Below are 22,757 nucleotides of genomic sequence, written 5' to 3'. Positions count from 1 at the left end.
TGCCTGCGTGAAGAGCGCGCGGTGGGGAAGACGATGACAGACGTGGACACTCTTGACTTCGCCATCGTCGTCTATCGCGAGGAGGACCGCTGGGAGGCGGAGATGCTCCCGGTGGCGCTGACCTCCGACCTGGACGGCCTCATTCACGCCCTCCGCCAGACCCCCAGCATGGGCACCACGATTGGCATGGTCGCCGTAGGGGATGACTTCTTCGTGGCGTTACGGGTCTTCGGCGAGCAGGTGGACGTCTTCCTCTCGGACATCACGGCCGCCTGGGAGTGGCCGCTGGCGCAGCAGGTCCTCGAGTACCTCGACGTGCCCGTGCCCGAGGAGGAGGAGCTCGACAGCGTGCTGCCCGCCGGGGACCTGTCCATCTTCGCCGACCTCGGGCTCGACGAGATGGAACTGGGCGCGCTGTCCGGCGACCTCGACCTGCTGCCCGACGAGGTCCTGTCCAGCATCGCCGCGCGGCTGGGCTTCTCCCAGCCGTTCGAACGCGCCGTCGACGCCGCCATCGGCTGACCTGGGGAGACGGCAATGCCCTCCAGATCCAACCTCTTCTCCGCCGGCTTCGCCCGCATCGACGGCCGCTGGACCGGCGCCGAGGTCGATCTCGGCGAGGCCGAGATCGCCGACGACCTGAGCGACGCCCTGCAGGAGGCGCTCGGGCTGAGCGGCGACGAGCTCGCCCTGCTCTGCGTCGAGGTCGAGGACGAGTGGTTCGCGATCGTCCGCTATGAGGACGACCTCGACCCTCGCGTGTTCATCTCCGACGCGCACGCCGTGCAGAACGACCCGCTCGGGGAGATCTTCGCCGAGCTCGCCGGCGCCGTCGTGGACAAGGACGCGCCCGACCTCGGCATCCGCCCGGTGGGCGACATCGAGCTGCTCGGCGACTTCTCGCTGAGCGCGGAGGAGCTCGTGGAGCTCAGCATGGAGGAGGGCGTGCTGCCCGCCGACATCCTCTCCCTCATCGCCGAACGGCTCGGCTTCGCCGACGAGCTCGACCGCCTGCGGTGACCGGCTCGCCGCGGCCGGAGGCGTACGAGGCCGCCATGCGGCTGGCGCTGGCGGAGGCCGTGCGGGCGGGCGGGCGCGGCGAGGTGCCGGTGGGCGCCGTGGTGCTCGGCCCGCCGCGGCCCGGCTCGGCGGTGCCGCAGGAGGTGCTGGCCGCGGCGGGCAACGACCGCGAGGCGAGCGCCGACCCCACGGCCCACGCCGAGGTGCTCGCCCTGCGCGCGGCGGCGGCGGCCACCGGCGACTGGCGGCTGACGGGCTGCACCCTCGTCGTGACGCTCGAACCCTGCACGATGTGCGCCGGCGCCGCGGTCCTCGCCCGGGTGGACCGCGTGGTGTACGGCGCGGTGGACGAGAAGGCCGGGGCCGCGGGATCGCTGTGGGACGTCCTGCGGGACCGCAGGCTCAACCACCGGCCCGAGGTGGTCATGGGCGTGCTGGCCGGCGAGTGCGCGGCCGTGCTGAGCGACTTCTTCTCGGGCCGCCGCGCCTGACCGGGCGGGCGGACGGAAACGGATGCGCGCGCAGTGGTGTTCGTCCGGTAAGCTGCTGCGCGGTGGAGTCGCCTAGTGGCCGAGGGCGCACGCCTCGAAAGCGTGTGTAGGGCAACCTACCGTGGGTTCAAATCCCACCTCCACCGCTCGACGCAAGAGCCGCCGATCCCGATCACAGGGGCCGGCGGCTCTTCCGCGTTCAGGGCCCGTCAAGCCCAGGGGCCCGGGTCCGGGCCAGTCGCCGTACGCCCGCGGCCACCCAGATCCCGGCCAGCCCGGCGTAGGCGGCGAGCAGCGCGGCGGTGGCGGAGGACAGGAGCGCCGCCAGGGCGGCGGCCAGTCCCAGGAGGATCGCGTAGCCGTACAGGACGGCGCGGGCGCGGGGCGCGCTCGTGTGCGCCGCCTCCTGAACGGGGGTGACCAGCGCCATGACCGCCGCGCCTGCCACTCCCACCGCCTCCTGGGCGGTCGCCACACCCGTGACGAGCAGCGCGGCTCCGGCGGCCGGCAGGCAGCAGCACACGAGGGCCGTGCGCGCCTGCGCGCCGTCGAAGAGCAGCCGGGTGGCCCTGGCGCGGGCCAGGCGCAGGGTGGTGACCGCTTCGGCGACCCAGGCCGCCCAGTGCAGGAGCGCGATGAGGACGAACAGGGCGATGACCGGAGGCACGGCGGGCAGCAGGAACAGCATCCGCCATCCGCCGGAGAACCTGCCGCGCAGCCGCGCGAGCAGGCGGTAGACCGGATTGCGCCGCTTGAGCGCCACCACCAGGAGATCCCTGGCCTGGTCGAAGCCCGGGGACAGGCGGAGCACTTCGCGGAACGCGTGGGCGGCCTCGCCGGGCGAGCCGAAGGCGAGCTGCGCGCGCCCGTACGCGAGGTGGGCCAGGGCGCTCTCGGGATCGAGTCCCAGGGCCCGCCCGGCGGCCTCCTCCGCCCCGGCGGCGTCGCCGTGCTGGGTCAGGGCCACCGCGAGCAGGGCGGCCAGGTCGGCGTTCTCGGGCTCGACGGCCAGCCCGCGGCGCGCCGCGTCGGCCGCCGGCGGCCACTGCTCGGCACTGACGTGCGCCCGGGCCAGCAGTTCCCACGTGGGCGCGTGCTCGGGGTGGAGCGCCAGGCACGTCCGCGCGGCGGCGACGGCCTCGTGCGGATATCCCGCCCGGTGGTACGCGTGCCCGCTCACGTAGTGCGGGAACCAGTGGTCCGGGGCGAGCCGTACGGCCTCCGCGGCCTCGCCGATCGCCTCCGCCGCCCTGCCCTGCCGGGTCAGCGCCACGGAGAGGAAAGCGTGCCCGTCGACGTTCTCCGGCTCCCGGGCGAGCAGGCCGCGCAGCTCCCGCTCGGCCTCGGCCGGGCGGTTCAGCCCCAGCAGCGTCCGCGCCCGCTCGAGCGAGGCCGCGGTGGTCACCACTTGGCGTTGCCGCGCTTGCCGTCGATCCAGGGCATCAGCTCGTCCCAGGCGCCGGAGTCGTTGGCGTGCAGGACGTAGTTGCGCGCCGTCCCGAGCCACTCCTTCACGGCCGTCGGCCTCGTCGCCCGGGCCACCGCGAGCAGGTCGTGCGTCGTCAGCGGGAGGGGACGGCCCGCGGCGATCGACTGGTGGAGCTTGGTCTCCACCGCCCGGTCGACCACGCCCTTGAGGTCCGCGCCCACGAACCCGTCCGTCACCTTCGCCACCGCGTCGAAGTCCATCTCGGCCAGCGGTTTGTCGCGGCACAGGATGCGCAGGATGGCGGCGCGGGCCGCGGGGTCGGGCGGAGGTACGAACACCAGCTGGTCGAACCGCCCGGGACGCCGGAACGCCACGTCGATGTACCAGGGCGCGTTGGTGGCCGCCAGCACCAGGACGCCCTCGTTGGCGTGCTCGTCCACGCCGTCGAGCTCGGCGAGGAATTGGTTGACCAGCTGGCGATGGTGCGCCTGCCGCATGTCCGACCGGCGCGCGGCGAGCGCGTCGACCTCGTCGAAGAAGAGCACGCACGGCCGGTTGCGGCGGGCCATCTCGAACGTGGCCCGCAGGTTGCGCTCGCTGGAGCCGATGTACATGTCCAGGATGTCGGCCAGCCCGACGTCGATGAACGCCGCGCCGAGCTCGCCCGCCGCCGCCCTGGCCAGGTGGGTCTTGCCCGCGCCCGGAGGGCCGTACAGCAGCACGCCGCCGCCCGCCCGCTTGCCGAACGCGGCGAACAGCTCGGGCTGCTGGACGGGGAGCAGGAGCTTCATCCGCAGCGCGTCCTTGACCGCCTCCATGCCGGCCACGTCGGCGAAGCTGACGCGGGAGCGCTCGACCTCCGCGTCGGCGCCCCCGGCCGGGTACGGCGCGCCGGACGGGGCGGACTGCGGCGGAGGGGACGGGACGGGCTGCGGCGTGAGCCGGGCGGCCAGATCGGGGTCGGACAGCGAGGGGTCGCGGGAGACCGCGTCGTGGTACCGGCGTGCCGCGCCGGCCACGTCGCCCTCGCCCAGCAGCGCCCTGGCGGCGATGACCCCGAGGCGCGGCGCGTGGCCGGGATCCGCCAGGAGTGGTTCCAGCACCGACAGCGCCGGGCCGTGGGCGCTCTGCCGTACGAACGCCTCCGCGAGACCGGCGACGACCTCCGGATCCTGGGGCGACAGCACGAGAGCGGCGCGGAACTCGGCCTCGGCCTCGGCGAGGTAGCCCTTGGCCAGAAGCTGCTCGGCGAGGTGGCGCCGCAGGGGAAGGTTGTCGGGAGACAGCCGAGCCGCCTCGCGGAGGGCGTGGAGTCCGGCGTCGTCGAGCACCGCCCGGCTCCCTTCTGTCGGGATCAGATCACTGAAATGACCGTAAGGTTACCGAGGCGGTCAGACAGTCCGATCTTGCGCCGTCAGCCCTGCAACTCCAGCACGCGGGCGTGCAGCACCGAACGCTGGTGCAGCGCGGCGCGCAGGGCCCGGTGCAGGCCGTCCTCCAGGTACAGCTCGCCCTGCCACTGCACCACGTGGGGGAACAGGTCGCCGTAGAAGGTCGAGTCGGCGGCCAGCAACGAGTGCAGATCCAGCACTGCCTTCGTGGTGATCAGCGTGTCGAGCCGGACCTGCCTGGGCGGGATCTGCGCCCACTCCCGGGACGACAGTCCGTGCTCGGGATAGGGCCGTCCGTCGCCGACCAACTTAAAGATCACGGTACGTAGTTTAGAAGACGACGCAAAGACTCGTGTCCGAGGCTCCTCCGGGGGGGCTCAGATGCTTCCCGAGAAGGTGTCGCAGCGCGCCGGGTCACCCGACGAGTAGCCGTTCGTGAACCACTTGGTCCGCTGGGCCGAGGTGCCGTGCGTGAACGCGTCCGGGTTGACCCTGCCCTGGGCCTGCTCCTGGATGTGGTCGTCGCCGACCGCCGCGGCGGCGCTGAGCGCCTCCTTGATGTCGGCGTCGGAGAACGGCTCGGCGTAGAAACCGGTGTCCACCGCGTTCTTGGCCCACACGCCCGCGTAGCAGTCGGCCTGCAGCTCCAGCCGCACCGAGCCGCTCTCCGCGCCCTGGTCCTGGCCGACCCGGTTCATCGTGCCGAGCAGGTCCTGCGCGTGGTGGCCGTACTCGTGGGCGATCACGTACGCCTGCGCGAACGGGCCGCCCTTGGCCCCGAACCGCGACTGCAACTCGTCGAAGAACGACAGGTCCAGGTAGACGTGCTGATCGCGAGGGCAGTAGAAGGGGCCGACGGAGGAGTCCGCCGCGCCGCAACCGGTCTGCACCCCACCGGAGAACAAGGTGGTCTTCGCGCCGGTGTACCCCTGGATCTGCTCGCCCCAGTATTTCTGGATGCTGTTGACGACGCCCACGACCCGGCACTTCTCCGACTGGTCGGCGTCGGCGCCGGTCTTGCACTGCTCGCTGAGATCACTGGTCGGCTGCATGCCGGCGGGCTCGCCCCCGCCGCCCGTGATGTTGCCGGGGTTGATGCCGAAGATCAGTGCCGCGATGAGGGCGATGATGCCGGCGGCTCCGCCGCCGATGGCCAGACCTCCGCCGCGAAAGCCGCCTCCACCGCCGACGTCCTCGACTTGTGAGGTGTCGAGCTGCGCTCGGTCATCGAAATCCATCTGCGACGCTCCCGGTAGGGTTCCCGTCCGTGTTTCCCGCTTCACCGTCGGGGCGCTCACTTCCGCCGTCTTCCTTTGTCACGCTTGGTCGCTTCGCTCCCGCGCGTTCCTCAGTCCAGACCGGCGGCGCGCCCCTCCGGCTCGCTCGGTGTTCCCGCTTCGCTCGCCGGGCCTACTGCCCCGGATAGGGGTGATCATGCCAGCGGCCGCGCCATGCCGGATCCGTCTTGCCCCGATCATCGTGATTCGCCGGGTTAGGATCACCGCGTGCCTCGGAGCGCCTTCCCCCGGCTGGTGCCGCCGATGCCGGGCGGGCGGGGGTGGCTCGGCCCGCTGGTTGTGGCCGCTTTCGGGGGGTTCCTCCGGTTCGATCGGCTCAGAGTCCCGCACGCGTTCGTCTTCGACGAGACCTACTACGCCAAGGACGCCTACTCGCTGATCAGGTTCGGCGTCGAGCGGCAGTTCGCCGACGACGTCGACCCGGCGATCCTGCGCGGCGGCACGGACGTCTTCAAGACGTGCGGGACGTTCGAGGAATGCGGCACCTACGTCGCCCACCCCCCGCTCGGCAAGTGGCTGATCGGCGCGGGGGAGTGGCTGTTCGGCCTGACGCCCTTCGGGTGGCGGTGCGCGGCCGCGCTCGCGGGCACGCTCAGCGTGCTGGTCCTGGCGCTGACCGCGCGCCGGATGACCCGCTCGACCCTCCTCGGCTGCCTCGCCGGCCTGCTGCTGGCGCTGGACGGCCTGCACCTCGTGCTGTCGCGCTCGGCGCTGCTCGACGTCTTCCTCACGTTCTGGGTGCTGGCGGGCTTCGCCTGCCTGGTCGCCGACCGGGACGCGGCCCGCACCCGCCTGACGGAGTGGTACCGCACCTCCGCCCTGACCGGGCCCGCCCCCCGGCTCGGCCCGCGGCCCTGGCGGCTGGCGGCCGGTCTGTGCCTGGGCGCGGCGGCGGCGACCAAGTGGACCGGTCTGCTGTTCGCCCTGGCATTCGCGATCATGACTCTCGTCTGGGACTGCGGGGCCAGACGCGCCGTCGGCCTGCGCCGGCCGTACCGGCAGGCGGTCCGCCACGACTGGCCGCTGGGCCTCGCCTGGCTCGGGGCCGTGCCGCTCGCCGTCTACGTCGCGTCGTTCGCCGGATGGTTCGCCTCGGCCGGCGGGTGGGGCCGCAACTGGGACCGCGCCACCTCGAACGGCTGGGCCTATTTCGTCTTCGACTCGCTGCGCTCGCTCGTGGACTACCAGAGCCAGGTGCTCGGCTTCCACCAGGGGCTGAGCGCGCACCACGACTACCAGTCGGAACCCTGGGGATGGCCGCTGCTGCTGCGGCCGACGCTGTTCTTCTACCAGTCGCCCCGCACGTGCGGCGCGGCGTCCTGCTCGCAGGCGATCCTCGGGACCGGCACCCCGGTGATCTGGTCCGCCGCGCTGCTCGCGCTGCTCGCGATGGTGGTCCGGTACACGGCGACCCGCGACTGGCGGGCGGGGGCCGTCCTGCTCGCCTACGCCGCGGGGTGGCTGCCGTGGTTCTACTTCGCGCTGGCGGACGACCGCACGATGTACCTGTTCTACCTGCTCCCGGCGGTGCCCTTCATGATCCTCGCGATCGTGCTGGCGTGCGGGCTCGTCCTCGGGCCGCCGGGCGCCTCGAACTCCCGGCGGTCCACGGGCGCGGCGCTGGTGGGCGCGTTCACGCTGCTCGCGCTGGTGAACTTCTGGTGGCTGTCGCCCGTGTTCACCGCCGTGCCCGTGCCGTACGACGCCTGGCTGAGCCGCATGCTGCTGCGGAGCTGGATTTAGCGGCGGCGGAAGAGCCGGTCGGTCCACTCGCGCACCCGCGTGGCGATCGCCGGCAGCAGCGTGATGTGGTCGGCGCCCTCCACCGGGACGAACGTGACGTCGGTGCCCGCCGCGCGCAGCTGCCCGGCCGTCATCCGGCTGAGCGCGATCGGGATGACGTCCTCGGTGCCGTGGACCACGTACACCGGCCGTGGATAGCGCGCCACCGGGATCTCGTCGTCGGCCAGCGCCCGGGCGAACGCGTCGGTGGCCGCCGCCGGGTCCTTGAGCACGTCGCCGTTGGTGAGGCCGGCGACCGCCTCGATCATCTCGCCGATGCAGGCCCGCCCGGCGAGATCGACGAGTTCGAGTCCCTTCGGGGTGAACCAGTCCGCCGCCCGGAAGCCCGGGGTCGTCAGCGGCATCGTGCGGCCGTTGTAGGGGATCGTGTGGTTGATCGGCTTCGCCGGGTCCCGGAACGCCGGGTCGGCCGTCTGCACTCCCCACTGCGTGATCGGGGCCATCGCGATCGTGCCCATGTGCCGCAGCGAGGGGGCGTACGCGGCGGCGAGGGCGCCCGCGAACAGGGCCGCGTGCCCGCCCATCGAATAGCCGACGGACGCCCAGTTCCGGCTCACGGGCGCGACGCGGCGGGCGGCGCGGACGATGTCCACGAGGTCGTACGCCTCGGACCGCCCGTCGATGCCGGGGCTGTCGCCGGGTGTGCCGAGCCCCTCGTAGTCGCTCACCGCCACGGCGTATCCCGCCGCGAGCAGCGTCTCCTGCACGGCGCGCTCCCAGGGACTCGGGCCCGTACGGGAGGGGGCGCAGGCGTCGGCGATCCCGCCGAACCCGTGGCCGAAGCTCACGACCGGCCACCCACCCGCCGGTGGGCGCCCGGCCGGCAGCGCCAGCGTGCCGCTCACCACCGTGGGCCGCCCGTCGTGGCCGGTGGACCGGTACCAGATCGCCAGCGACGTCCCCGCCCCCGCCAGCCGCAGGCTCTCGGCCAGCGGCTCGGTCCGTACCGGCGTCCCCGGTGCCTTGATCGGCGCCTTCGGCGGTGCCGACGCGGACGCGGGAGCCGGCAGGACGAGCGCGAACGCGGCGGCGAGCGCCGCGGCCTTACGGGAGATCGTCATGGGTGTGTCTCCAGGGTCCGGCGGCCGGGCCTGTCCGGGCCGCAGGACCGGAGTGTCCCAGCCGTGAACCGCTGGTCAACCGCAGGCGCCCGCCGCCCTGACGGGCGTGCGACGACGGGCCGCCGGAGCTGAAACTTTCGCGGATCAGCCGGCGTAGACGATGAAATCGGGATAGACGTGCACGCCGGGGCGCCCGCCGATCTCCTTCACCGCGTCGCGGATCTCCCGCAGGTGGCCGGCCGTCATCTGCAGCGGCGGCTCGTCGGGCTGATAGGTGGTGCGGATCGGGTAGTCCACGCCGGGCACGTTCGTCATCTCGATGTGGCAGCCGAGCACGTGGGTGACCGGCCGGTCCGCGGCGAACTTCACCAGGCGGTCGATGGTCCGCTCGAACGCCGGCCAGTCCTCGACGTACAGCCGGCCGCGGTAGACCGTGTCACCCGTCAGCAGCAGCCCGGTGGACCGGTCGTAGAAGGTCACCGCCGACCTGTGGTGCCCGGGGCTCGACAGCACGTCCAGGACGCGGCCGCCGAGATCGAGAGGGACGGGCACGTCCAGGTCGTCGCCGAGGCCGAAGAACTCGCGTACGCGTTCCGGCGCGGGATCCACGATCACCGTCTCCGGACGGCCGGAGAACTGGGCGTCACCGGCGATGTGGTCGCCGTGGCCGTGGGTATGGGCGACGAGAAGCCCGTATCCCTCGCGGGGATGCTCTTCCAGCCAGCCCCGCACGATGGCGTCCACGGTCCGGCGCAGCGGGAAGAACCGGGCGGACGAGGTCGCGCCGGTGTCCAGCAGGAGGGCCCGGGCGCCCCCGAACAGCAGGAACATGAAGGGCGCCTCGTAGTTGATCGCCTTGTTCTGGCGCAGGACGAAGGTGTGCTCGTCGTACCGGTGCACCTGAATGTCCGGATCGGTGTTGTGCTTGGCCGACTCGGAGCCGTGAATCCAGCGAGGGAAGTCGATCTGCTCCATTCGGCCCACGCTAGAGGCGGGTGGCGGCCCGGACCAGCCCGGCGAGGGCCCGGGAGCGGCTGTGCGGCGGCCAGGCGATCACCGTCGTCACCGCCGGGGCGTCCAGCACCGGCACGGCGGCGAGGTCGCCGCGCAGATGAGTCCGGCAGGACTCCGGCAGTACCGCCGTGGCCCGGCCGAGCGCGATCAGCTGGAGAAGCTGCGCGTGGTCCCGGACCTGCGGACCGGGACCGTCCGGGTACGTGCCGTCGAGGTTGGGCCAGCGTGGCATCGGCAGTCCGGGCAGCGCGGTGACGTCGGCCATCCGCAGATGAGCCCGGGTGGTGAGGGGATGCCCGGCCGGCAGGACCACGACCTGCCCCTCCGTGCACAGCTCCTCCACGTCGAACCCGGCCGTCGAGTCGAACGGCCGGTGCAGCAGCGCCACGTCGGCCCGCCCGTCGCGCAGCAGCCGCTCCTGCTCGCCGATGCCGCACAGGAGCACGTCGACGGCGACCGCGCCGGGCTCCGCGGCGTACGCGTCGAGCAGCTTCGGCAGCAGCTCGCCGGCCGCTCCGGCCTTGGTGACGAGGACCAGGCCGGGGCTGCCGGCAGCGGCGAGTGCGGCGCGGCGGGCACGGCGCTCGGCGGCCTCGACCGCCTCGAGAGCCGCCCGGCCCTCGGTCAGCAGCACCGACCCGGCGTCGGTCAGCGTGACGGAGCGGCTGGTGCGCTCCAGCAGTGCCACCCCGAGCCGCCGTTCGAGCTGACTGATCGCCCGCGACAGCGGCGGCTGCGCGATTCCCAGCCGCTGCGCGGCCCGTCCGAAGTGCAGCTCCTCGGCGATGGCGACGAAGTAGCGCAGCTCTCGCGTCTCCATGCCGCCACGTTATCTCCCGGCCGCCTCGATCGATACCCGGGAGGTATCGCCGGCCACCCGATCGGTGTTGGAGGTTCCAGCCTGGTCGCGGACAGGATGAGACGCATGAGCGAACAGACGATCGCGCTGGTCACCGGCGCGAACAAGGGGATCGGATACGAGATCGCGGCCGGCCTCGGCGCCCTCGGCTGGAGTGTCGGCGTCGGCGCCCGGGACGACGAGCGCCGGGAATCCGCGGTGGAGAAACTGCGCGCGGCCGGTGTCGACGCGTTCGGCGTGCCGCTCGACGTGACCGACGACGCGAGCGTGGCCGCGGCGGCCGGACTGATCGAGGGGCGCGCGGGACGTCTCGACGTGCTCGTCAACAACGCCGGGATAACCGGCGGCGCGGCACAGATGCCCACCACGGCCGACCTCGCCGAGGTGCGGACGGCCGTGGAGACCAACGTGATCGGCGTCATCCGCGTCACCAACGCGATGCTGCCGCTGCTGCGCCGCTCGGCGTCACCGCGGATCGTGAACATGTCCAGCACCGTCGGCTCACTCACCCGGCAGACCACACCCGACGCCGAGACGGGCCCGATCGCCGTCGCCTACGCGCCGTCGAAGACGTTCCTCAACGCCGTCACGGTCCAGTACGCCAAGGAACTGCGCGACACGAACATCCTGATCAACGCCGCCTGCCCCGGTTACTGCGCGACCGATCTCAACGGCTTCCGCGGCGTCCGTACCCCCGAGCAGGGCGCGGCGATCGCGATCAGGCTCGCGACCCTGCCCGACGACGGCCCGACGGGCGGGTTCTTCGACGACGACGGCCCGATCCCCTGGTGACGCGTGCCCTGGTGACACACGGCTGAGGTCCGAACGCGCGAAAGGCCCGGTTGGATGGACCGGGCCTTTCGCGTTCTTGCTGCTCAACCAAGCGCGGAGGATAGGAGATTCGAACTCCTGAGGGGTTGCCCCCAACACGCTTTCCAAGCGTGCGCCCTAGGCCAACTAGGCGAATCCTCCGTCGGACAGCTTAGCTCACTTCCCGTGTGGTTTCGACGTGTTGCGACACGGCCCGCGCACACCCGTCGAGTGGCTAGACTGTCCTAGGACCCCTCGCGCGGCGTCATCCTGTGAACCTCCCCAGGGCCGGAAGGCAGCAAGGATAAGCGGGCTCTGGCGGGTGTGCGAGGGGTCTCTTCAGTTAGCGGGTACGCCGGCCGGGTCGACCCCCCGAGGAGGCGGCATGAGTCTTGCGCTGTACCGCAAGTACAGACCCGGGACGTTCGCCGAGGTCAAGGGGCAGGAGCACGTCACCGATCCGTTGCGCCAGGCGTTGCGCAGCGGCCGGATCCACCACGCCTATCTCTTCAGCGGCCCGCGCGGTTGCGGCAAGACCTCCAGCGCCCGCATCCTCGCCCGCTCCCTGAACTGCGAGAAGGGCCCGACGCCCGACCCCTGCGGCGAGTGCGAGTCCTGCGTCGCGCTGGCTCCCACCGGGCCGGGCCACCTCGATGTGATCGAGATCGACGCGGCGTCCCACGGCGGCGTGGACGACGCCCGCGACCTGCGTGAGCGGGCCTTCTTCGCCCCCGTCTCGGCGCGCTACAAGATCTACATCATCGACGAGGCCCACATGGTCACCCGTGAGGGCTTCAACGCGCTGCTGAAGCTGGTGGAGGAGCCGCCGCCGCACCTCAAGTTCGTCTTCGCGACCACCGAGCCCGAGAAGGTCATCGGGACGATCAAGTCGCGCACCCACCACTACCCCTTCCGCCTGATGCCGCCCGCGACTCTGAAGCGGCTCATGGAGGAGATCCTCGAATCCGAGTCGGTGCCGTACGAGCCGGCCGCGTTACCGCTGGTCGTACGGGCGGGTGCGGGCTCGGCCCGGGACACGCTGTCGATCCTCGACCAGCTGCTCGCGGGCGCCGACGACTCCGGCATCACCTACCAGCGAGCGGTGTCCCTGCTCGGCTACACCGACGGCGACCTGCTCGACGAGGTCGTCGACGCGTTCGCCAAGCGGGACGGCGCGGCCGTCTTCCACGCCGTGCACCGGGTGATCGAGGGTGGTCACGACCCCCGCCGCTTCGCCACGGACCTGCTCGAACGCTTCCGCGACCTGGTGATCCTGTCCAACGTCCCCGAGGCGGCGGGCAGCGGCCTGCTCGACCGGCCGGACGACGAACTGGAGCGCCTCCAGGCACAGGCGGCGTCCATGGGCCCCGCCGAGCTGACCCGGGCGGCCGAGGTGTTCAACGCCGGGCTGACCGAGATGCGCGGTGCGACCTCACCCCGCCTGCTGCTGGAACTGATGTGCGCCCGCGTGCTGCTGCCCGGGGCCGACCAGGGCGAGGCGGCGCTGCTGACACGGCTCGAGCGGCTGGAGCGCGGCGTCGCGGCCGGTGTCCACACCGCCGCACCCGCACCGGCGGCGCCCCCGGCCCCCGCCGCGGCCGCTCCCGCGGCCCCCGCCGCTGCCCCGGCTCCGGCTTCCGCTCCGGCCCCCGCCCCGGCTTCCGCACCGCGGGTTCAGGCGGCCGCCCGGAGCGCCGACGACTGGCCCACCCCCGTACGGCCCGGCTCCGGGTCGGCTGCCGCACCGCCTTCGCAGGCACCGCAGGCCCAGGCGCCCGCTGCGGGCGGAGGGCCGGTGCAGCAGGCCTGGCCGCAGGTGCTCGAAGCGATCAAGAACCGTCAGCGGGTGGCCTGGATGATCCTCAACGCCCAGGGCAGGCTGCTCGGCGTCGAGGGCAACGTCGTGACCGTCGGCTTCGAGAAGCCGGGCGACGTGCAAGGCTTCCTCAAGGGCAAGCGCGACGAGGTGGTGGCCGCCGCGCTCGGCGACGTGCTCGGCGGCACCTGGCGCGTCGACGTGGTGGTCGGCGGCTCGGGTCCCGGCCCGGCCGGCCCCGCACCACGCGGGCCGTCCGGCCCGCCGGCGCCCCAGACGCCGCAGACGCCGGCGCCGCCTCCCCCTGCTCCCGCGGCTCCCCCGGCTCAGCCCTCCGCACCGGCCGCGCAGCCCGCGCCGGTTCCGGCGGCCATGCCGCCCACGGGCGCCACGCCCGCCCCGGCTCCGGAGCGGAAGGCCGCGGCGCCCGCGGCGACCGACGAGTCGTGGCCGGACGCGCCGTCCGACGACTACGACGCGCCTTCCCCGGCCTCGCCTTCCCCCGCCTCGCGGTCCGCGCCGAGTCCCGGCCTGGCCGCGGCCCGCTCGGCGGCCAGGGCCGCCGCCCAGACGGGCCCCCGGCAGGCCTGGCCGGAGACGGTGCCGGGCCGTACGGGCGGGACCGCGCGCCCGGACGACGACGTGGACCCGCTCAACGACGACGACGCCGACGTGAGCGAGCTGTCCGGCATGGCGCTGATCCAGCGTGAGCTGGGCGGCCGCGTCATCGAGGAGATCGATCACTCCTGAGCGCCTTCCCCGCCGGAGGGACGGCCGCCGCATGGACGGAGACTGGTTGGGTAACCGGTGTCCGTCCGCCCGCGACAGGCCGGCGACCCGCGTGGAACACGCACGCCGCGCCGGTGCGGAAACCGGGGCGACACCGTAGGCTCGGTCGCGACGAACATGTCGCTGGACGCTGAGGAGCGCAACCATCGTGAATCCAGGGGATGTCAACCTCCAGCAGTTGCTGGAGCAGGCTCAGCTGATGCAGCAGCAGCTCGTCACCGCGCAGCAGGAGCTCAGCGACGCCGAAGTGGAGGGCAGTGCCGGGGGCGGCCTGGTCGTCGCCACCGTGAACGGCAGCGGCGAGCTTCTCGAGCTCGAGATCAGCCCGCTGGCCATCGACGCGAGCGACCCGGAGGAGACCGCGCAGACGATCGCGGACCTCGTGCTCGCCGCCGTGCGGGACGCCGTACGCGCCGCGGGGGAGCTGCAGCAGGAGAAGCTGGGCCCGCTCGCGCAGGGACTGGGGGGCGGCCTCGGCGGTCAGCTGCCGGGGTTCTAGAGCATGTACGAAGGGGTCGTCCAGAACCTGATCGACGAGCTCGGGCTGCTGCCCGGCGTCGGTCCCAAGAGCGCGCAGCGGATCGCGTTCCACCTCCTCGCGGCCGACCCGGCCGACGTCAAGCGGCTCGCGCACGCCCTGCTCGAAGTGAAGGAGAAGGTGCGCTTCTGCCGGGTGTGCGGAAACGTGGCCGAGGAGCAGGAGTGCCGGATCTGCCGGGACCAGCGGCGCGATCCGCACGTGATCTGCGTGGTCGAGGAGTCGAAGGACGTGGTGGCGATCGAGCGGACCCGTGAGTTCCGCGGTCGCTACCACGTGCTCGGCGGGGCGATCAGCCCCATCGACGGCATCGGCCCGGACGACCTGAAGATTCGCGAGCTGATGACCCGGCTGGCCGACGGCCAGGTGACCGAGCTGATCCTCGCGACCGACCCGAACCTCGAGGGCGAGGCGACGGCCACCTACCTGGCCAGGCTCGTCAAGCCCCTGGGATTGAAAGTGACCCGACTGGCCAGCGGCCTGCCTGTGGGCGGTGATCTCGAGTACGCCGACGAGGTCACTTTGGGCCGCGCTTTCGAAGGACGGAGGCTGCTGGATGTCTGACGAGTGGAACGACCTGGCCGCACGCGTCGCCGGACACGCGCAGAATTTCATCGACGGCCTCACCCGCCTGGCCGGCGGTGAGGGCGGCGACGCGACGCTGCCGCTGCTCCTGGTGGAGGTGGCCCAGGTCAGTCTCGCGGGCACCCAGCTCGGGGCCGCCCAGGACGTGATCCTGCAGGGCAACGTCGAACCCGCGCTGAGCGACGACCCCGACATCGACCCCCTCCGTACGGCTCTCGCCGCCCGGCTCGGCCCGGTGGACGACTACGCCGAGGTGTTCGACCCCTACAAGGACACCGTCGTCACGCCGTACCGGCTGTCGGACGACCTCACGGCGGTGGCGGCCGACCTCATCCACGGGCTGCGGCACTACCGGGCGGGCCGTCCGCTGGAGGCGCTGTGGTGGTGGCAGTACTCCTACTTCAACACCTGGGGCAACCACGCCGGCGCGGCGCTGCGGGCCCTGCAGGCGCTGGTCGCGCACACCCGGCTCGACGTGGTCGAAGAGGGCACCGCGGTCTGACCGTCCACATGCTGGTCGTGGCCGGTCTCGGTTTGGGACGTCCAAGTACACTGTGAGCTCCACGTCCTGATTCGTTGGAGATTCCAGTGGCGCTCGTTGTGCAAAAGTACGGTGGTTCCTCCGTAGCCGACGCGTCCTGCATCAAGCGGGTCGCCCAGCGGATCGTCGCGACGAAAAAAGCGGGCAACGACGTCGTCGTCGTGGTGTCCGCGATGGGCGACACCACCGACGAGCTGCTCGACCTGGCCCAGCAGGTGTCGCCGCTGCCGCCCGGCCGCGAGCTCGACATGCTGCTCACCTCGGGTGAGCGGATCTCCATGGCGCTGCTCGCGATGGCGATCGCCAACCTGGGTCACGAGGCGCGCAGCTTCACCGGATCGCAGGCCGGTGTGATCACCGACTCGACGCACGGCAAGGCGCGCATCATCGACGTGACGCCCAGCCGTATCCAGGAGGCCGTCGACGCCGGTCAGATCGCGATCGTGGCCGGGTTCCAGGGCGTCTCCCAGGACAGCAAGGACATCACGACGCTGGGCCGGGGCGGGTCCGACACCACGGCCGTCGCCCTCGCGGCGGCGCTCGGCGCGGACGTCTGTGAGATCTACACCGACGTGGACGGCATCTACACCGCCGATCCCCGCATCGTCCGTACGGCGCGGCAGATCCCGCGGATCTCCTACGACGAGGCCATGGAGATGGCGGCGTGCGGGGCCAAGATCCTGCACCTGCGCTGCGTGGAGTACGCCCGCAGGTTCGGCCTGCCGATTCACGTCAGAAGCTCGTTCAGCACGAGGGAAGGCACCTGGGTCGTCTCCGACCCCTACAGCGAAGGAACCGAAGTGGAGCAGCCCATCATCTCCGGGGTCGCGCACGACCGGAGCGAGGCCAAGATCACTGTGGTCGGGGTGCCCGACAAGGTCGGAGAGGCGGCCGCCATCTTCCGCACGCTGGCCGACGCCGAGATCAACATCGACATGATCGTGCAGAACGTGTCGGCCGCGGCGACCGGGCGCACGGACATCTCCTTCACGCTGCCGGCCAACGACAGCCAGACGGCTCTCACGGCGCTGAAGAAGATCCAGAACCAGGTCGCCTTCGAGTCGCTGCTGTACGACGACCAGATCGGCAAGGTCTCCCTGATCGGCGCGGGCATGCGCTCGCACCCGGGTGTCACCGCCAAGTTCTTCGGCGCGCTGGCCGACGCCGGGGTGAACATCGAGATGATCTCGACCTCGGAGATCCGCATCTCCGTCGTCGTGGGACAGAACGAGGTGGACACCGCGGTCGCCGCCGCCCACCGCGCGTTCGACCTCGACGCCGACCAGGTCGAGGCAGTTGTGTACGGAGGTACCGGACGATGAGCCGCAAGCCCACCCTCGCCGTCGTCGGCGCGACCGGTGCCGTCGGCACCGTCATGCTCGACATCCTGACCAGCCGCCGCGACCTGTCCGACGCGTACGGCGAGATCCGGCTGATCGCCTCGCCGCGCTCGGCGGGCAAGGTGCTGAGCGTGCGCGGCGAGGACGTCGTCGTCCGGGCGCTGTCGCCGGAGGCGTTCGACGGCGTCGACATCGCGATGTTCGACGTGCCGGACGAGGTCTCCGCCGAGTGGGCGCCGGTCGCGGCCTCGCGCGGCGCGGTGGCCGTGGACAACTCCGGCGCCTTCCGGATGGACCCGGACGTGCCGCTCGTGGTGCCCGAGTGCAACCCCGAGCAGGCCCGCAACCGGCCCAAGGGGATCATCTCGAACCCCAACTGCACGACGCTGTCGATGATGGCCGCCATGGGCGCCCTGCACCGCGAGTACGGCCTGCGCGAGCTGGTCGTGGCCTCCTACCAGGCGGTGTCCGGGGCCGGGGTGGCCGGGCCCGAGCGGCTCTATGCCGAGATCGAGGCCGTCGCCGGCGACCGGACGATGGGCACCGTGGCGGGCGACGTGCGCAAGGCCGTGCCCGACCTGTCGGACTCGCCGTTCCCCGCTCCGCTGGTGCTCAACGTGGTGCCGCTGGCGGGCTCGCTCAAGGACGGCGGCTGGACCTCCGAGGAGCTCAAGGTCCGCAACGAGTCGCGCAAGATCCTCGGCATCCCGGACCTGAAGGTCTCGGCGACCTGCGTCCGCGTCCCGGTGGTGACCACCCACTCGCTGGCCGTCCACGCGACGTTCGAGCGGGAGGTCACGGTCGAGGGCGCCCGGGCGCTCCTGGACGCCGCGCCGACCGTGGTGGTGCTCGACGACCCCGCGAACGGCGTGTTCCCCACCCCGGCGGACGTCGTGGGCACCGACCCGACCTACGTCGGCCGGATCCGCCAGGCGCTCGACTTCCCGAACACGCTCGACCTGTTCCTGTGCGGGGACAACCTCCGCAAGGGCGCCGCGCTCAACACCGCCGAGATCGCGGCGCTGGTCGCCACCGAGTTCGCGTAGGTCGTCACCGGAACAGCACGTCCCAGTGGGTCGGCTCGTCCGCCCACACGTCCGTCCTCACGTTCGACGGCGCGGCGCGGTACAGCGCCGCGCCGTCCGCGCGCGTGCGCCAGTAGCGGCAGGTCCGGGTGACGTACGCGTCGAGGCACGCGTTGTGGGCGAGGTCCACCTTGTAGCCGTTGCCGTGGCTGTAGCGGCCGCCGGCGTGACCGGTCTCGGTGCCGCCGGTGACCGTCACCGGGCAGCCGCTGGCCCGCCTCAGGTCGACGACGCGCATCAGCGTGCCGTACCTGATCGCCTGGAGTGACGTGCAGTACCGCCGGCGGCGGTCGGCGCAGTCGCCACTCGACTTCCGGCGCACCCCGGCGTCCAGCAGCAGGCCCACCGCCTCCTCGTGCGGGAGCCGTGCGTCCGCGTCCAAAGCGTCCCGGACTCTCACGGTGGCGACGAACGTGCCGGCCAGCAGCGGCGGGAGGGTCACCTCCTGCCGCGCGACCTCGACGACCTCGACGGCCTCGACGGTCGCGGCGGGCGCCGGGGACGGCGGCGGGACGGGGTCCCTGTCGTTCTGCATGGGCAGGGAGATCAGGACGGCGGTGCCGATGCCGGCCAGCCCCCGCCATGACGGGCGGACGTCCAAGAGCCTCGTTTCCTCGGTCGACGGCGGGGGCTGTGGTCTCTAATGCCACATCCGGCGACCGGTCCGCCCGTTGCCACGAGGCGGTTTGCCGCCACGCGTGGATCATCTTGTCGGTTCATGACCGGATGCGGGCCCGACCCGTACAGTGACGAGCGTGGCCGAGAAGACACGGGAGCTGATCGTCGAGACGGCCCTCCGGTTGTTCAGGGAGCGGGGGTACGAGGCGACCACGATGCGCGCCATCGCCGCGGAGGCGGGCGTGTCGGTGGGCAACGCCTACTACTACTTCAGGTCCAAAGAGCAGCTGATCCAGGCGTACTACGACCGGGCGCAGACGACGCACGAGGCGGCGTGCCGCGAGGTGTTCGCCGCCGAGCGGTCGTTCGCCGGGCGGCTCGGGGGCGTGCTGCGGGAGTGGGTGCGGATCTCCGAGCCGTACCACGAGTTCGCGGTGAAGTTCTTCAAGCACGCGGCCGAGCCCAGCAACCCCCTGAGCCCGTTCAGCGCCGAGTCCGCCCCCGCGCGCGAGTCGGCCGTCGCGCTCTATCGGGAGGTGGTCGAAGGATCGGCCGGGCGGATGGACGACGAACTGCGCGAGGAGCTTCCCGAGCTGCTGTGGCTGCTGTGGATGGGGGTCGTGCTGTTCTGGGTCCACGACAACTCGCCGGGGTGCGCGCGCACCTACCGGCTGATCGACCGGGTTGTCCCACTCGTCGACCGTCTGGTCGGTTTGTCGCATCTGCCCGGCATCAAGGGTGTGGCCAGGGAGGTCATCGAGGTGGTCCACGAACTCCGGGCGTGACCGCGACGCCATACCGTCCGGTTGGTATGGTCGGGTCGAGACCTTGGAAGGGGTGGCCGTGGACCGCTGGGGCATGACGATTCCGTTCTTCGGGCAGACGCCGGTCGAGTCGAAGGAGCTCATCGCCGAGTTGCCCGCACTGGGCTACACCGACGCGTGGTCGGCGGAGGTGGGCGGCACGGACGGGTTCGTGCCGCTGGCCCTGACGGCCGAGTGGGCGCCGTCCCTGCGCCTGGGCACCGCGATCGTCCCCGTCTACACCCGCGGCCCGGCCCTGCTGGCCATGTCGGCGGCCACGCTGGCCGACGTCGCCCCGGGCAGGTTCGTGCTGGGCATCGGCGCGTCGTCGCCGGTGATCGTGGGCAACTGGAACGCCGGCGAGTTCGACAAGCCGTACGCGCGGGTCCGCGACACCCTGCGCTTCCTGCGCGCGGCGCTGGCGGGGGAGAAGGTCACCGAGAGCTACGAGACCTTCGCCGTGAAGGGCTTCCGGCTGGAGAAGGCCCCCGCGACGCCGCCGAAGATCGTGCTCGCCGCGCTGCGCCCCGGCATGCTCCGCCTGGCCGCCCGCGAGGCCGACGGCGCGATCACCAACTGGCTGTCGCCTCAGGACGTACGGAAGGTCCGGGCCGAGCTGGGGCCGGAGACCGAGCTGACCGCGCGGCTGTTCGTCGTGGTGACCGAGGACGCCGCCAAGGCACGGGAGATCGGCCGCCGGCTGCTGGCCTCCTACCTCACCGTGCCGGTGTACGCGGCCTTCCACGAATGGCTCGGCCGGGGTGAGGCGCTGCGGCCCATGCAGGAGGCCTGGGCGGCCGGAGACCGCAAGGCCGCACTGAAGGCGATCCCCGACGAGGTCGTGGACGACCTGATCGTGCACGGCGACGCGGCGGCCTGCCGTGCCCGCGTCCGGGAGTACGTCGCCGCCGGGCTCGACACGCCCGTGCTCGCCCCCCTGCCTTTCGGCGACCTGGCCCAGACCGTACGGGACCTCGCGCCGGGCGCCTGACGGAACCGGGGGAGCGCCGCCGGACGTTATCGGGGAGGCGAAGCGGGCAGAGGAATCTACCTGGAGGTGTCCTCATGGTGAAGGCAGGACGTGCGGCGGCCACCTGGCGCGCCTACCGCGAGGTCTCCAAGCCCGGATCGCCGGGGCTCGGGGCCCGCATCCGGGCCGTGCCCCGGATGCTCCGCGCCGCGATCAAGGGCGACTACCCCGGCATGACCAAGGGCAAGCTCGCCATGCTCGGCATGGCCGTGGCGTACATCGTGTCGCCGATCGACGTCGTCCCCGACTTCCTCCTGGGCATCGGCGTCGTCGACGACTTCGGCGTGTTCCTCTGGCTGGCGACCGCGCTGCTCGGCGAGAGCGGCCAGTTCGTCGACTGGGAGCACGGCAGCCGGCCCACACACACCGGCAAGGTCCGGCGTTAGAGCTGCTCCTGCCGCAGCCAGGCCCGCGAGGGCAGCGGGTGGCCGAACAGGCGTGCGGCGTTGCCGTACGAGACCCTGGCGATGTCGGCGGGGGGCAGGCTGCCGAGGTTGCGGGCCACCGCGCGCTGGGTGTCCGGCCAGGTGGACTCCGCGCGCGGGTAGCCGGTCTCCAGCATCACCCGCTCCATGCCGACGGCGAGCCGCACGGAGCTCAGCGCGCTGTCGTCGAGCGTGCCGAAGAAGAAGTTGCGCCGCAGCACCTCGCTGGGCTTCAGCCCGCCCTCCCAGCTCGGCTCGCCCGCGACCGGGTGATCGAGCGCGTAGTCGGCCCGCTCGGCCAGCATCGGCAGCCACCCGACGCCGCCCTCCACGATGAGGATGCGCAGCTTGGGGAAGCGCAGCGCCACCCCCGACCAGAGCCAGTCGGCGCACGCGAACATCGCGCTGGCCGGGATCAGCGTGGTGATCGCCTCGACCGGCGTGTCGGGCGACGGCACCGGCGCCCAGGAGGACGCGCCGGTGTGCAGGCACACGACCGTCCCCGTCTCCTCGCAGGCGGCGAAGAACGGGTCCCAGTGGCGGCTGTGGATCGACGGCAGCCGCAGCCGGGTGGGGAACTCGGGGAACACGACGGCCTTGAACCCGCGTGCGGCGTTGGCCCTGATCTCCTTCGCCGCGATCTCGGGGTCGGGGAGCCAGGGAAGCTGGAGCGCGATCATGCGCTCGGGGTAGGTGCCGGCCCACACGTCGACGTGCCAGTCGTTCCAGGCCTGTACGAGCGCGAGCCCGAGGTCCTGGTCGCGGGTGCGGCCGAACGCCACTCCGGCCTGGCTCGCGAGCATGCCGGGGAAGCACAGGGCCGCCCAGATCCCGGCCCGGTCCATGTCGCCGATCCGGGCCTCGATGTCGTAGCAGCCCGGGCGCATGTCCTCGAACCGGACGGGATCGAGCGTCCACTGCTCCTTGGGCAGGCCCGCGCCCACGTCCAGCCCCGCGCAGGGATAGGTGGCGCCACCGTACCGCCACACCTGGTGGCCCGAGTCGGTCTCCACGACCTTGGGCGCGAGGTCCTTGTACTTCTCCGGAAGGCGGTCCTCGAAGAGATCGGCCGGCTCGATCAGGTGATCATCGACCGAGATGATCACGAAGTCCCGCCGCCTCGGCTCTGGGTCGGTATGCAGCGGCGTCGTCACGGTAGTAAACGGTAGGGCCAAGGGATAACACGGTACAAGCTGCGAGGTCTCCGGTTGGTATCCGTTCGCTCACCTTGCGGCGCGTACGGTTACGCCCTGTGACTCCCGCTCCGTCCGGAGATCGCGGGCCTCACGGCGTACCAGCAGCGCCCAGCCACCCACCGCGATGCCGATGAACAGCCACCACTGCACGGCGTACGCCAGGTTGAGCCCGCCTCCGCCGCCGACGTCCGGCGGGGGCAGGAGCTCCGGCGTCTCGGCCGCCATGGGAGTCTGCGCGGTCAGCTCGACGAACCCTCCGAAGACCCCGTACGGCAGGCCCTTGGCGAGGGCGGGCGTGTCGATCAGCAGGATCTGGCCGGCGGGCAGCCCGGACCGGTTCCTGATGCCGGTGTTCTCCCGGGTCTCGGCAGGGCGGAGCCGTCCGGTGACCGTCACCTCTCCGGTGGGCGGCGCGGGCACCCGCGGCGGGGCGTCCGCGGTCGCCCCGGCCGGGACCCAGCCCCGGTTCACCAGCACGGCGCCCTGCGGCGTGACGAGCGGGGTGACCACGTAGAACCCGACCCGGGTGTTGAGGGTGCGCCGGCGCACCACGAGCTCGTGAGCGGGGTCGTACCGGCCGGTGGCGGTGACGAGCCGGTACCTGTCCCGCTCCGGCACGGTCGCGCCGGGCCGGTCCAGCCGGTCGATCGGCACGGGAGCGGCGGCGAGGTTGGCGGTGATCCTGGCGCTGGTGGCCGACCGCTCCTCGAACCGCCCCCACTGCCACTTCCCCAGGAAGAAGAAGGCGGGGATCAGCGCGAGCACGAGCAGGTGCAGCCCGACCCAGCGGCGTGTGAGGAGGAACCGGTACACGC

General features: G+C 72.3%; 24 protein-coding genes, 2 tRNA genes and 1 other RNA gene. 16 read left to right on the top strand and 11 right to left on the bottom strand.

Annotation, left to right across the window (positions count from 1 at the left end):
* The first annotated feature begins 33 nt into the window (after positions 1 to 33).
* The 4 genes from ACWEQG_RS20355 (at position 34) to ACWEQG_RS20340 (ending at position 1,657) form a co-directional block, all read left to right on the top strand.
* Positions 34 to 522, top strand: coding sequence for a tRNA adenosine deaminase-associated protein (locus ACWEQG_RS20355; RefSeq protein ID WP_030508646.1), 489 nt, complete (start codon positions 34 to 36; stop codon positions 520 to 522).
* A 15-nt stretch (positions 523 to 537) separates the two neighbouring features.
* Complete coding sequence (locus ACWEQG_RS20350; RefSeq protein WP_363460128.1) at positions 538 to 1,020, top strand: tRNA adenosine deaminase-associated protein; 483 nt, start codon at positions 538 to 540, stop codon at positions 1,018 to 1,020.
* The gene (gene tadA / locus ACWEQG_RS20345; RefSeq protein WP_452286709.1) at positions 1,017 to 1,511 is read left to right on the top strand and encodes a tRNA adenosine(34) deaminase TadA; all 495 of its coding nucleotides are present in this window, start codon (positions 1,017 to 1,019) and stop codon (positions 1,509 to 1,511) included. Before ACWEQG_RS20350 ends, tadA begins: the two co-directional genes overlap by 4 nt.
* A 61-nt stretch (positions 1,512 to 1,572) precedes the next feature.
* Positions 1,573 to 1,657, top strand: a tRNA-Ser gene (locus ACWEQG_RS20340).
* A gap of 53 nt (positions 1,658 to 1,710) precedes the next feature.
* Here the strand turns inward: ACWEQG_RS20340 and ACWEQG_RS20335 are convergent.
* The 4 genes from ACWEQG_RS20335 to ypfJ all read right to left on the bottom strand — a co-directional run bounded on the left by ACWEQG_RS20335 (position 1,711) and on the right by ypfJ (position 5,569).
* Positions 1,711 to 2,916: a tetratricopeptide repeat protein gene (locus tag ACWEQG_RS20335; protein ID WP_452286707.1), complete on the bottom strand. Its 1,206-nt coding sequence runs from the start codon at positions 2,914 to 2,916 to the stop codon at positions 1,711 to 1,713.
* Entirely contained in the window at positions 2,913 to 4,271 is a 1,359-nt protein-coding gene (locus ACWEQG_RS20330) for an AAA family ATPase (RefSeq protein WP_452286705.1), read from the bottom strand. Before ACWEQG_RS20330 ends, ACWEQG_RS20335 begins: the two co-directional genes overlap by 4 nt.
* 83 nt (positions 4,272 to 4,354) lie before the next feature.
* Complete coding sequence (locus ACWEQG_RS20325; RefSeq protein WP_363460120.1) at positions 4,355 to 4,651, bottom strand: type II toxin-antitoxin system VapB family antitoxin; 297 nt, start codon at positions 4,649 to 4,651, stop codon at positions 4,355 to 4,357.
* Positions 4,652 to 4,708: 57 nt separating this feature from the next.
* Positions 4,709 to 5,569 (bottom strand): KPN_02809 family neutral zinc metallopeptidase, encoded by an 861-nt coding sequence (ypfJ, locus tag ACWEQG_RS20320; protein ID WP_452286703.1) that lies wholly within the window; start codon positions 5,567 to 5,569, stop codon positions 4,709 to 4,711.
* A gap of 303 nt (positions 5,570 to 5,872) precedes the next feature.
* On the opposite strand from ypfJ, the gene ACWEQG_RS20315 reads away from it, so the two are divergent.
* Complete coding sequence (locus ACWEQG_RS20315; RefSeq protein ID WP_452286793.1) at positions 5,873 to 7,372, top strand: dolichyl-phosphate-mannose--protein mannosyltransferase; 1,500 nt, start codon at positions 5,873 to 5,875, stop codon at positions 7,370 to 7,372.
* On the opposite strand, the gene ACWEQG_RS20310 is transcribed toward ACWEQG_RS20315, so the two are convergent.
* The 3 genes from ACWEQG_RS20310 to ACWEQG_RS20300 all read right to left on the bottom strand — a co-directional run bounded on the left by ACWEQG_RS20310 (position 7,369) and on the right by ACWEQG_RS20300 (position 10,327).
* Positions 7,369 to 8,493, bottom strand: coding sequence for an alpha/beta hydrolase family protein (locus tag ACWEQG_RS20310; protein ID WP_452286701.1), 1,125 nt, complete (start codon positions 8,491 to 8,493; stop codon positions 7,369 to 7,371). The genes ACWEQG_RS20315 and ACWEQG_RS20310 overlap by 4 nt on opposite strands.
* Before the next feature lie 144 nt (positions 8,494 to 8,637).
* A complete protein-coding gene (locus ACWEQG_RS20305) occupies positions 8,638 to 9,468 on the bottom strand; it encodes an MBL fold metallo-hydrolase (RefSeq protein WP_452286699.1) in 831 nt (276 codons plus the stop codon).
* Positions 9,469 to 9,478: 10 nt separating this feature from the next.
* Positions 9,479 to 10,327: a LysR family transcriptional regulator gene (locus tag ACWEQG_RS20300; RefSeq protein ID WP_452286697.1), complete on the bottom strand. Its 849-nt coding sequence runs from the start codon at positions 10,325 to 10,327 to the stop codon at positions 9,479 to 9,481.
* Positions 10,328 to 10,432: 105 nt separating this feature from the next.
* On the opposite strand from ACWEQG_RS20300, the gene ACWEQG_RS20295 reads away from it, so the two are divergent.
* Positions 10,433 to 11,158 carry an SDR family oxidoreductase gene (locus ACWEQG_RS20295; protein WP_452286695.1) on the top strand — a complete coding sequence of 242 codons (726 nt, stop codon included), beginning with the start codon at positions 10,433 to 10,435 and terminating at the stop codon, positions 11,156 to 11,158.
* Positions 11,159 to 11,252: 94 nt separating this feature from the next.
* On the opposite strand, the gene ACWEQG_RS20290 is transcribed toward ACWEQG_RS20295, so the two are convergent.
* Positions 11,253 to 11,338 (bottom strand) — tRNA-Ser (locus ACWEQG_RS20290).
* A gap of 84 nt (positions 11,339 to 11,422) precedes the next feature.
* On the opposite strand from ACWEQG_RS20290, the gene ffs reads away from it, so the two are divergent.
* The 7 genes from ffs to ACWEQG_RS20255 all read left to right on the top strand — a co-directional run bounded on the left by ffs (position 11,423) and on the right by ACWEQG_RS20255 (position 17,831).
* Positions 11,423 to 11,518: signal recognition particle sRNA small type (gene ffs / locus ACWEQG_RS20285), an RNA gene on the top strand.
* Between the two features lie 43 nt (positions 11,519 to 11,561).
* Positions 11,562 to 13,742, top strand: a complete 2,181-nt coding sequence (locus ACWEQG_RS20280) for a DNA polymerase III subunit gamma and tau (RefSeq protein ID WP_452286693.1) — start codon at positions 11,562 to 11,564, stop codon at positions 13,740 to 13,742.
* A 187-nt stretch (positions 13,743 to 13,929) separates the two neighbouring features.
* Positions 13,930 to 14,280: a YbaB/EbfC family nucleoid-associated protein gene (locus ACWEQG_RS20275; RefSeq protein ID WP_079320096.1), complete on the top strand. Its 351-nt coding sequence runs from the start codon at positions 13,930 to 13,932 to the stop codon at positions 14,278 to 14,280.
* A gap of 3 nt (positions 14,281 to 14,283) precedes the next feature.
* Complete coding sequence (gene recR / locus ACWEQG_RS20270; RefSeq protein WP_169983653.1) at positions 14,284 to 14,883, top strand: recombination mediator RecR; 600 nt, start codon at positions 14,284 to 14,286, stop codon at positions 14,881 to 14,883.
* Positions 14,876 to 15,406, top strand: coding sequence for a DUF5063 domain-containing protein (locus ACWEQG_RS20265; RefSeq protein ID WP_346223673.1), 531 nt, complete (start codon positions 14,876 to 14,878; stop codon positions 15,404 to 15,406). The genes recR and ACWEQG_RS20265 overlap by 8 nt, the downstream gene beginning before the upstream one ends.
* 86 nt (positions 15,407 to 15,492) lie before the next feature.
* The gene (locus tag ACWEQG_RS20260; RefSeq protein ID WP_363460103.1) at positions 15,493 to 16,767 is read left to right on the top strand and encodes an aspartate kinase; all 1,275 of its coding nucleotides are present in this window, start codon (positions 15,493 to 15,495) and stop codon (positions 16,765 to 16,767) included.
* Positions 16,764 to 17,831, top strand: coding sequence for an aspartate-semialdehyde dehydrogenase (locus ACWEQG_RS20255; protein WP_452286691.1), 1,068 nt, complete (start codon positions 16,764 to 16,766; stop codon positions 17,829 to 17,831). Before ACWEQG_RS20260 ends, ACWEQG_RS20255 begins: the two co-directional genes overlap by 4 nt.
* A 4-nt stretch (positions 17,832 to 17,835) precedes the next feature.
* On the opposite strand, the gene ACWEQG_RS20250 is transcribed toward ACWEQG_RS20255, so the two are convergent.
* Positions 17,836 to 18,471, bottom strand: coding sequence for a hypothetical protein (locus tag ACWEQG_RS20250; protein WP_452286690.1), 636 nt, complete (start codon positions 18,469 to 18,471; stop codon positions 17,836 to 17,838).
* A gap of 154 nt (positions 18,472 to 18,625) precedes the next feature.
* On the opposite strand from ACWEQG_RS20250, the gene ACWEQG_RS20245 reads away from it, so the two are divergent.
* The 3 genes from ACWEQG_RS20245 (at position 18,626) to ACWEQG_RS20235 (ending at position 20,707) form a co-directional block, all read left to right on the top strand.
* On the top strand, positions 18,626 to 19,273 hold the full coding sequence (locus ACWEQG_RS20245) for a TetR family transcriptional regulator (RefSeq protein ID WP_452286688.1): 648 nt from the start codon (positions 18,626 to 18,628) through the stop codon (positions 19,271 to 19,273).
* A 58-nt stretch (positions 19,274 to 19,331) separates the two neighbouring features.
* Entirely contained in the window at positions 19,332 to 20,282 is a 951-nt protein-coding gene (locus ACWEQG_RS20240) for an LLM class F420-dependent oxidoreductase (RefSeq protein ID WP_452286686.1), read from the top strand.
* A 74-nt stretch (positions 20,283 to 20,356) separates the two neighbouring features.
* Complete coding sequence (locus tag ACWEQG_RS20235) at positions 20,357 to 20,707, top strand: YkvA family protein (RefSeq protein WP_452286684.1); 351 nt, start codon at positions 20,357 to 20,359, stop codon at positions 20,705 to 20,707.
* Here ACWEQG_RS20235 and ACWEQG_RS20230 read toward each other — a convergent pair.
* Entirely contained in the window at positions 20,704 to 21,900 is a 1,197-nt protein-coding gene (locus ACWEQG_RS20230; protein WP_363460091.1) for an amidohydrolase family protein, read from the bottom strand. The two genes, ACWEQG_RS20235 and ACWEQG_RS20230, sit on opposite strands and share 4 nt — an antisense overlap.
* A 69-nt stretch (positions 21,901 to 21,969) precedes the next feature.
* Positions 21,970 to 22,755, bottom strand: a complete 786-nt coding sequence (locus ACWEQG_RS20225; protein WP_452286682.1) for an SURF1 family cytochrome oxidase biogenesis protein — start codon at positions 22,753 to 22,755, stop codon at positions 21,970 to 21,972.
* Positions 22,756 to 22,757: the final 2 nt, after the last annotated feature.

Source organism: Microbispora sp. NPDC004025 (assembly GCF_053604425.1).
Note: the sequence above shows the minus strand (reverse complement) of the source record. Positions and strands in the feature narration are given on the sequence as shown.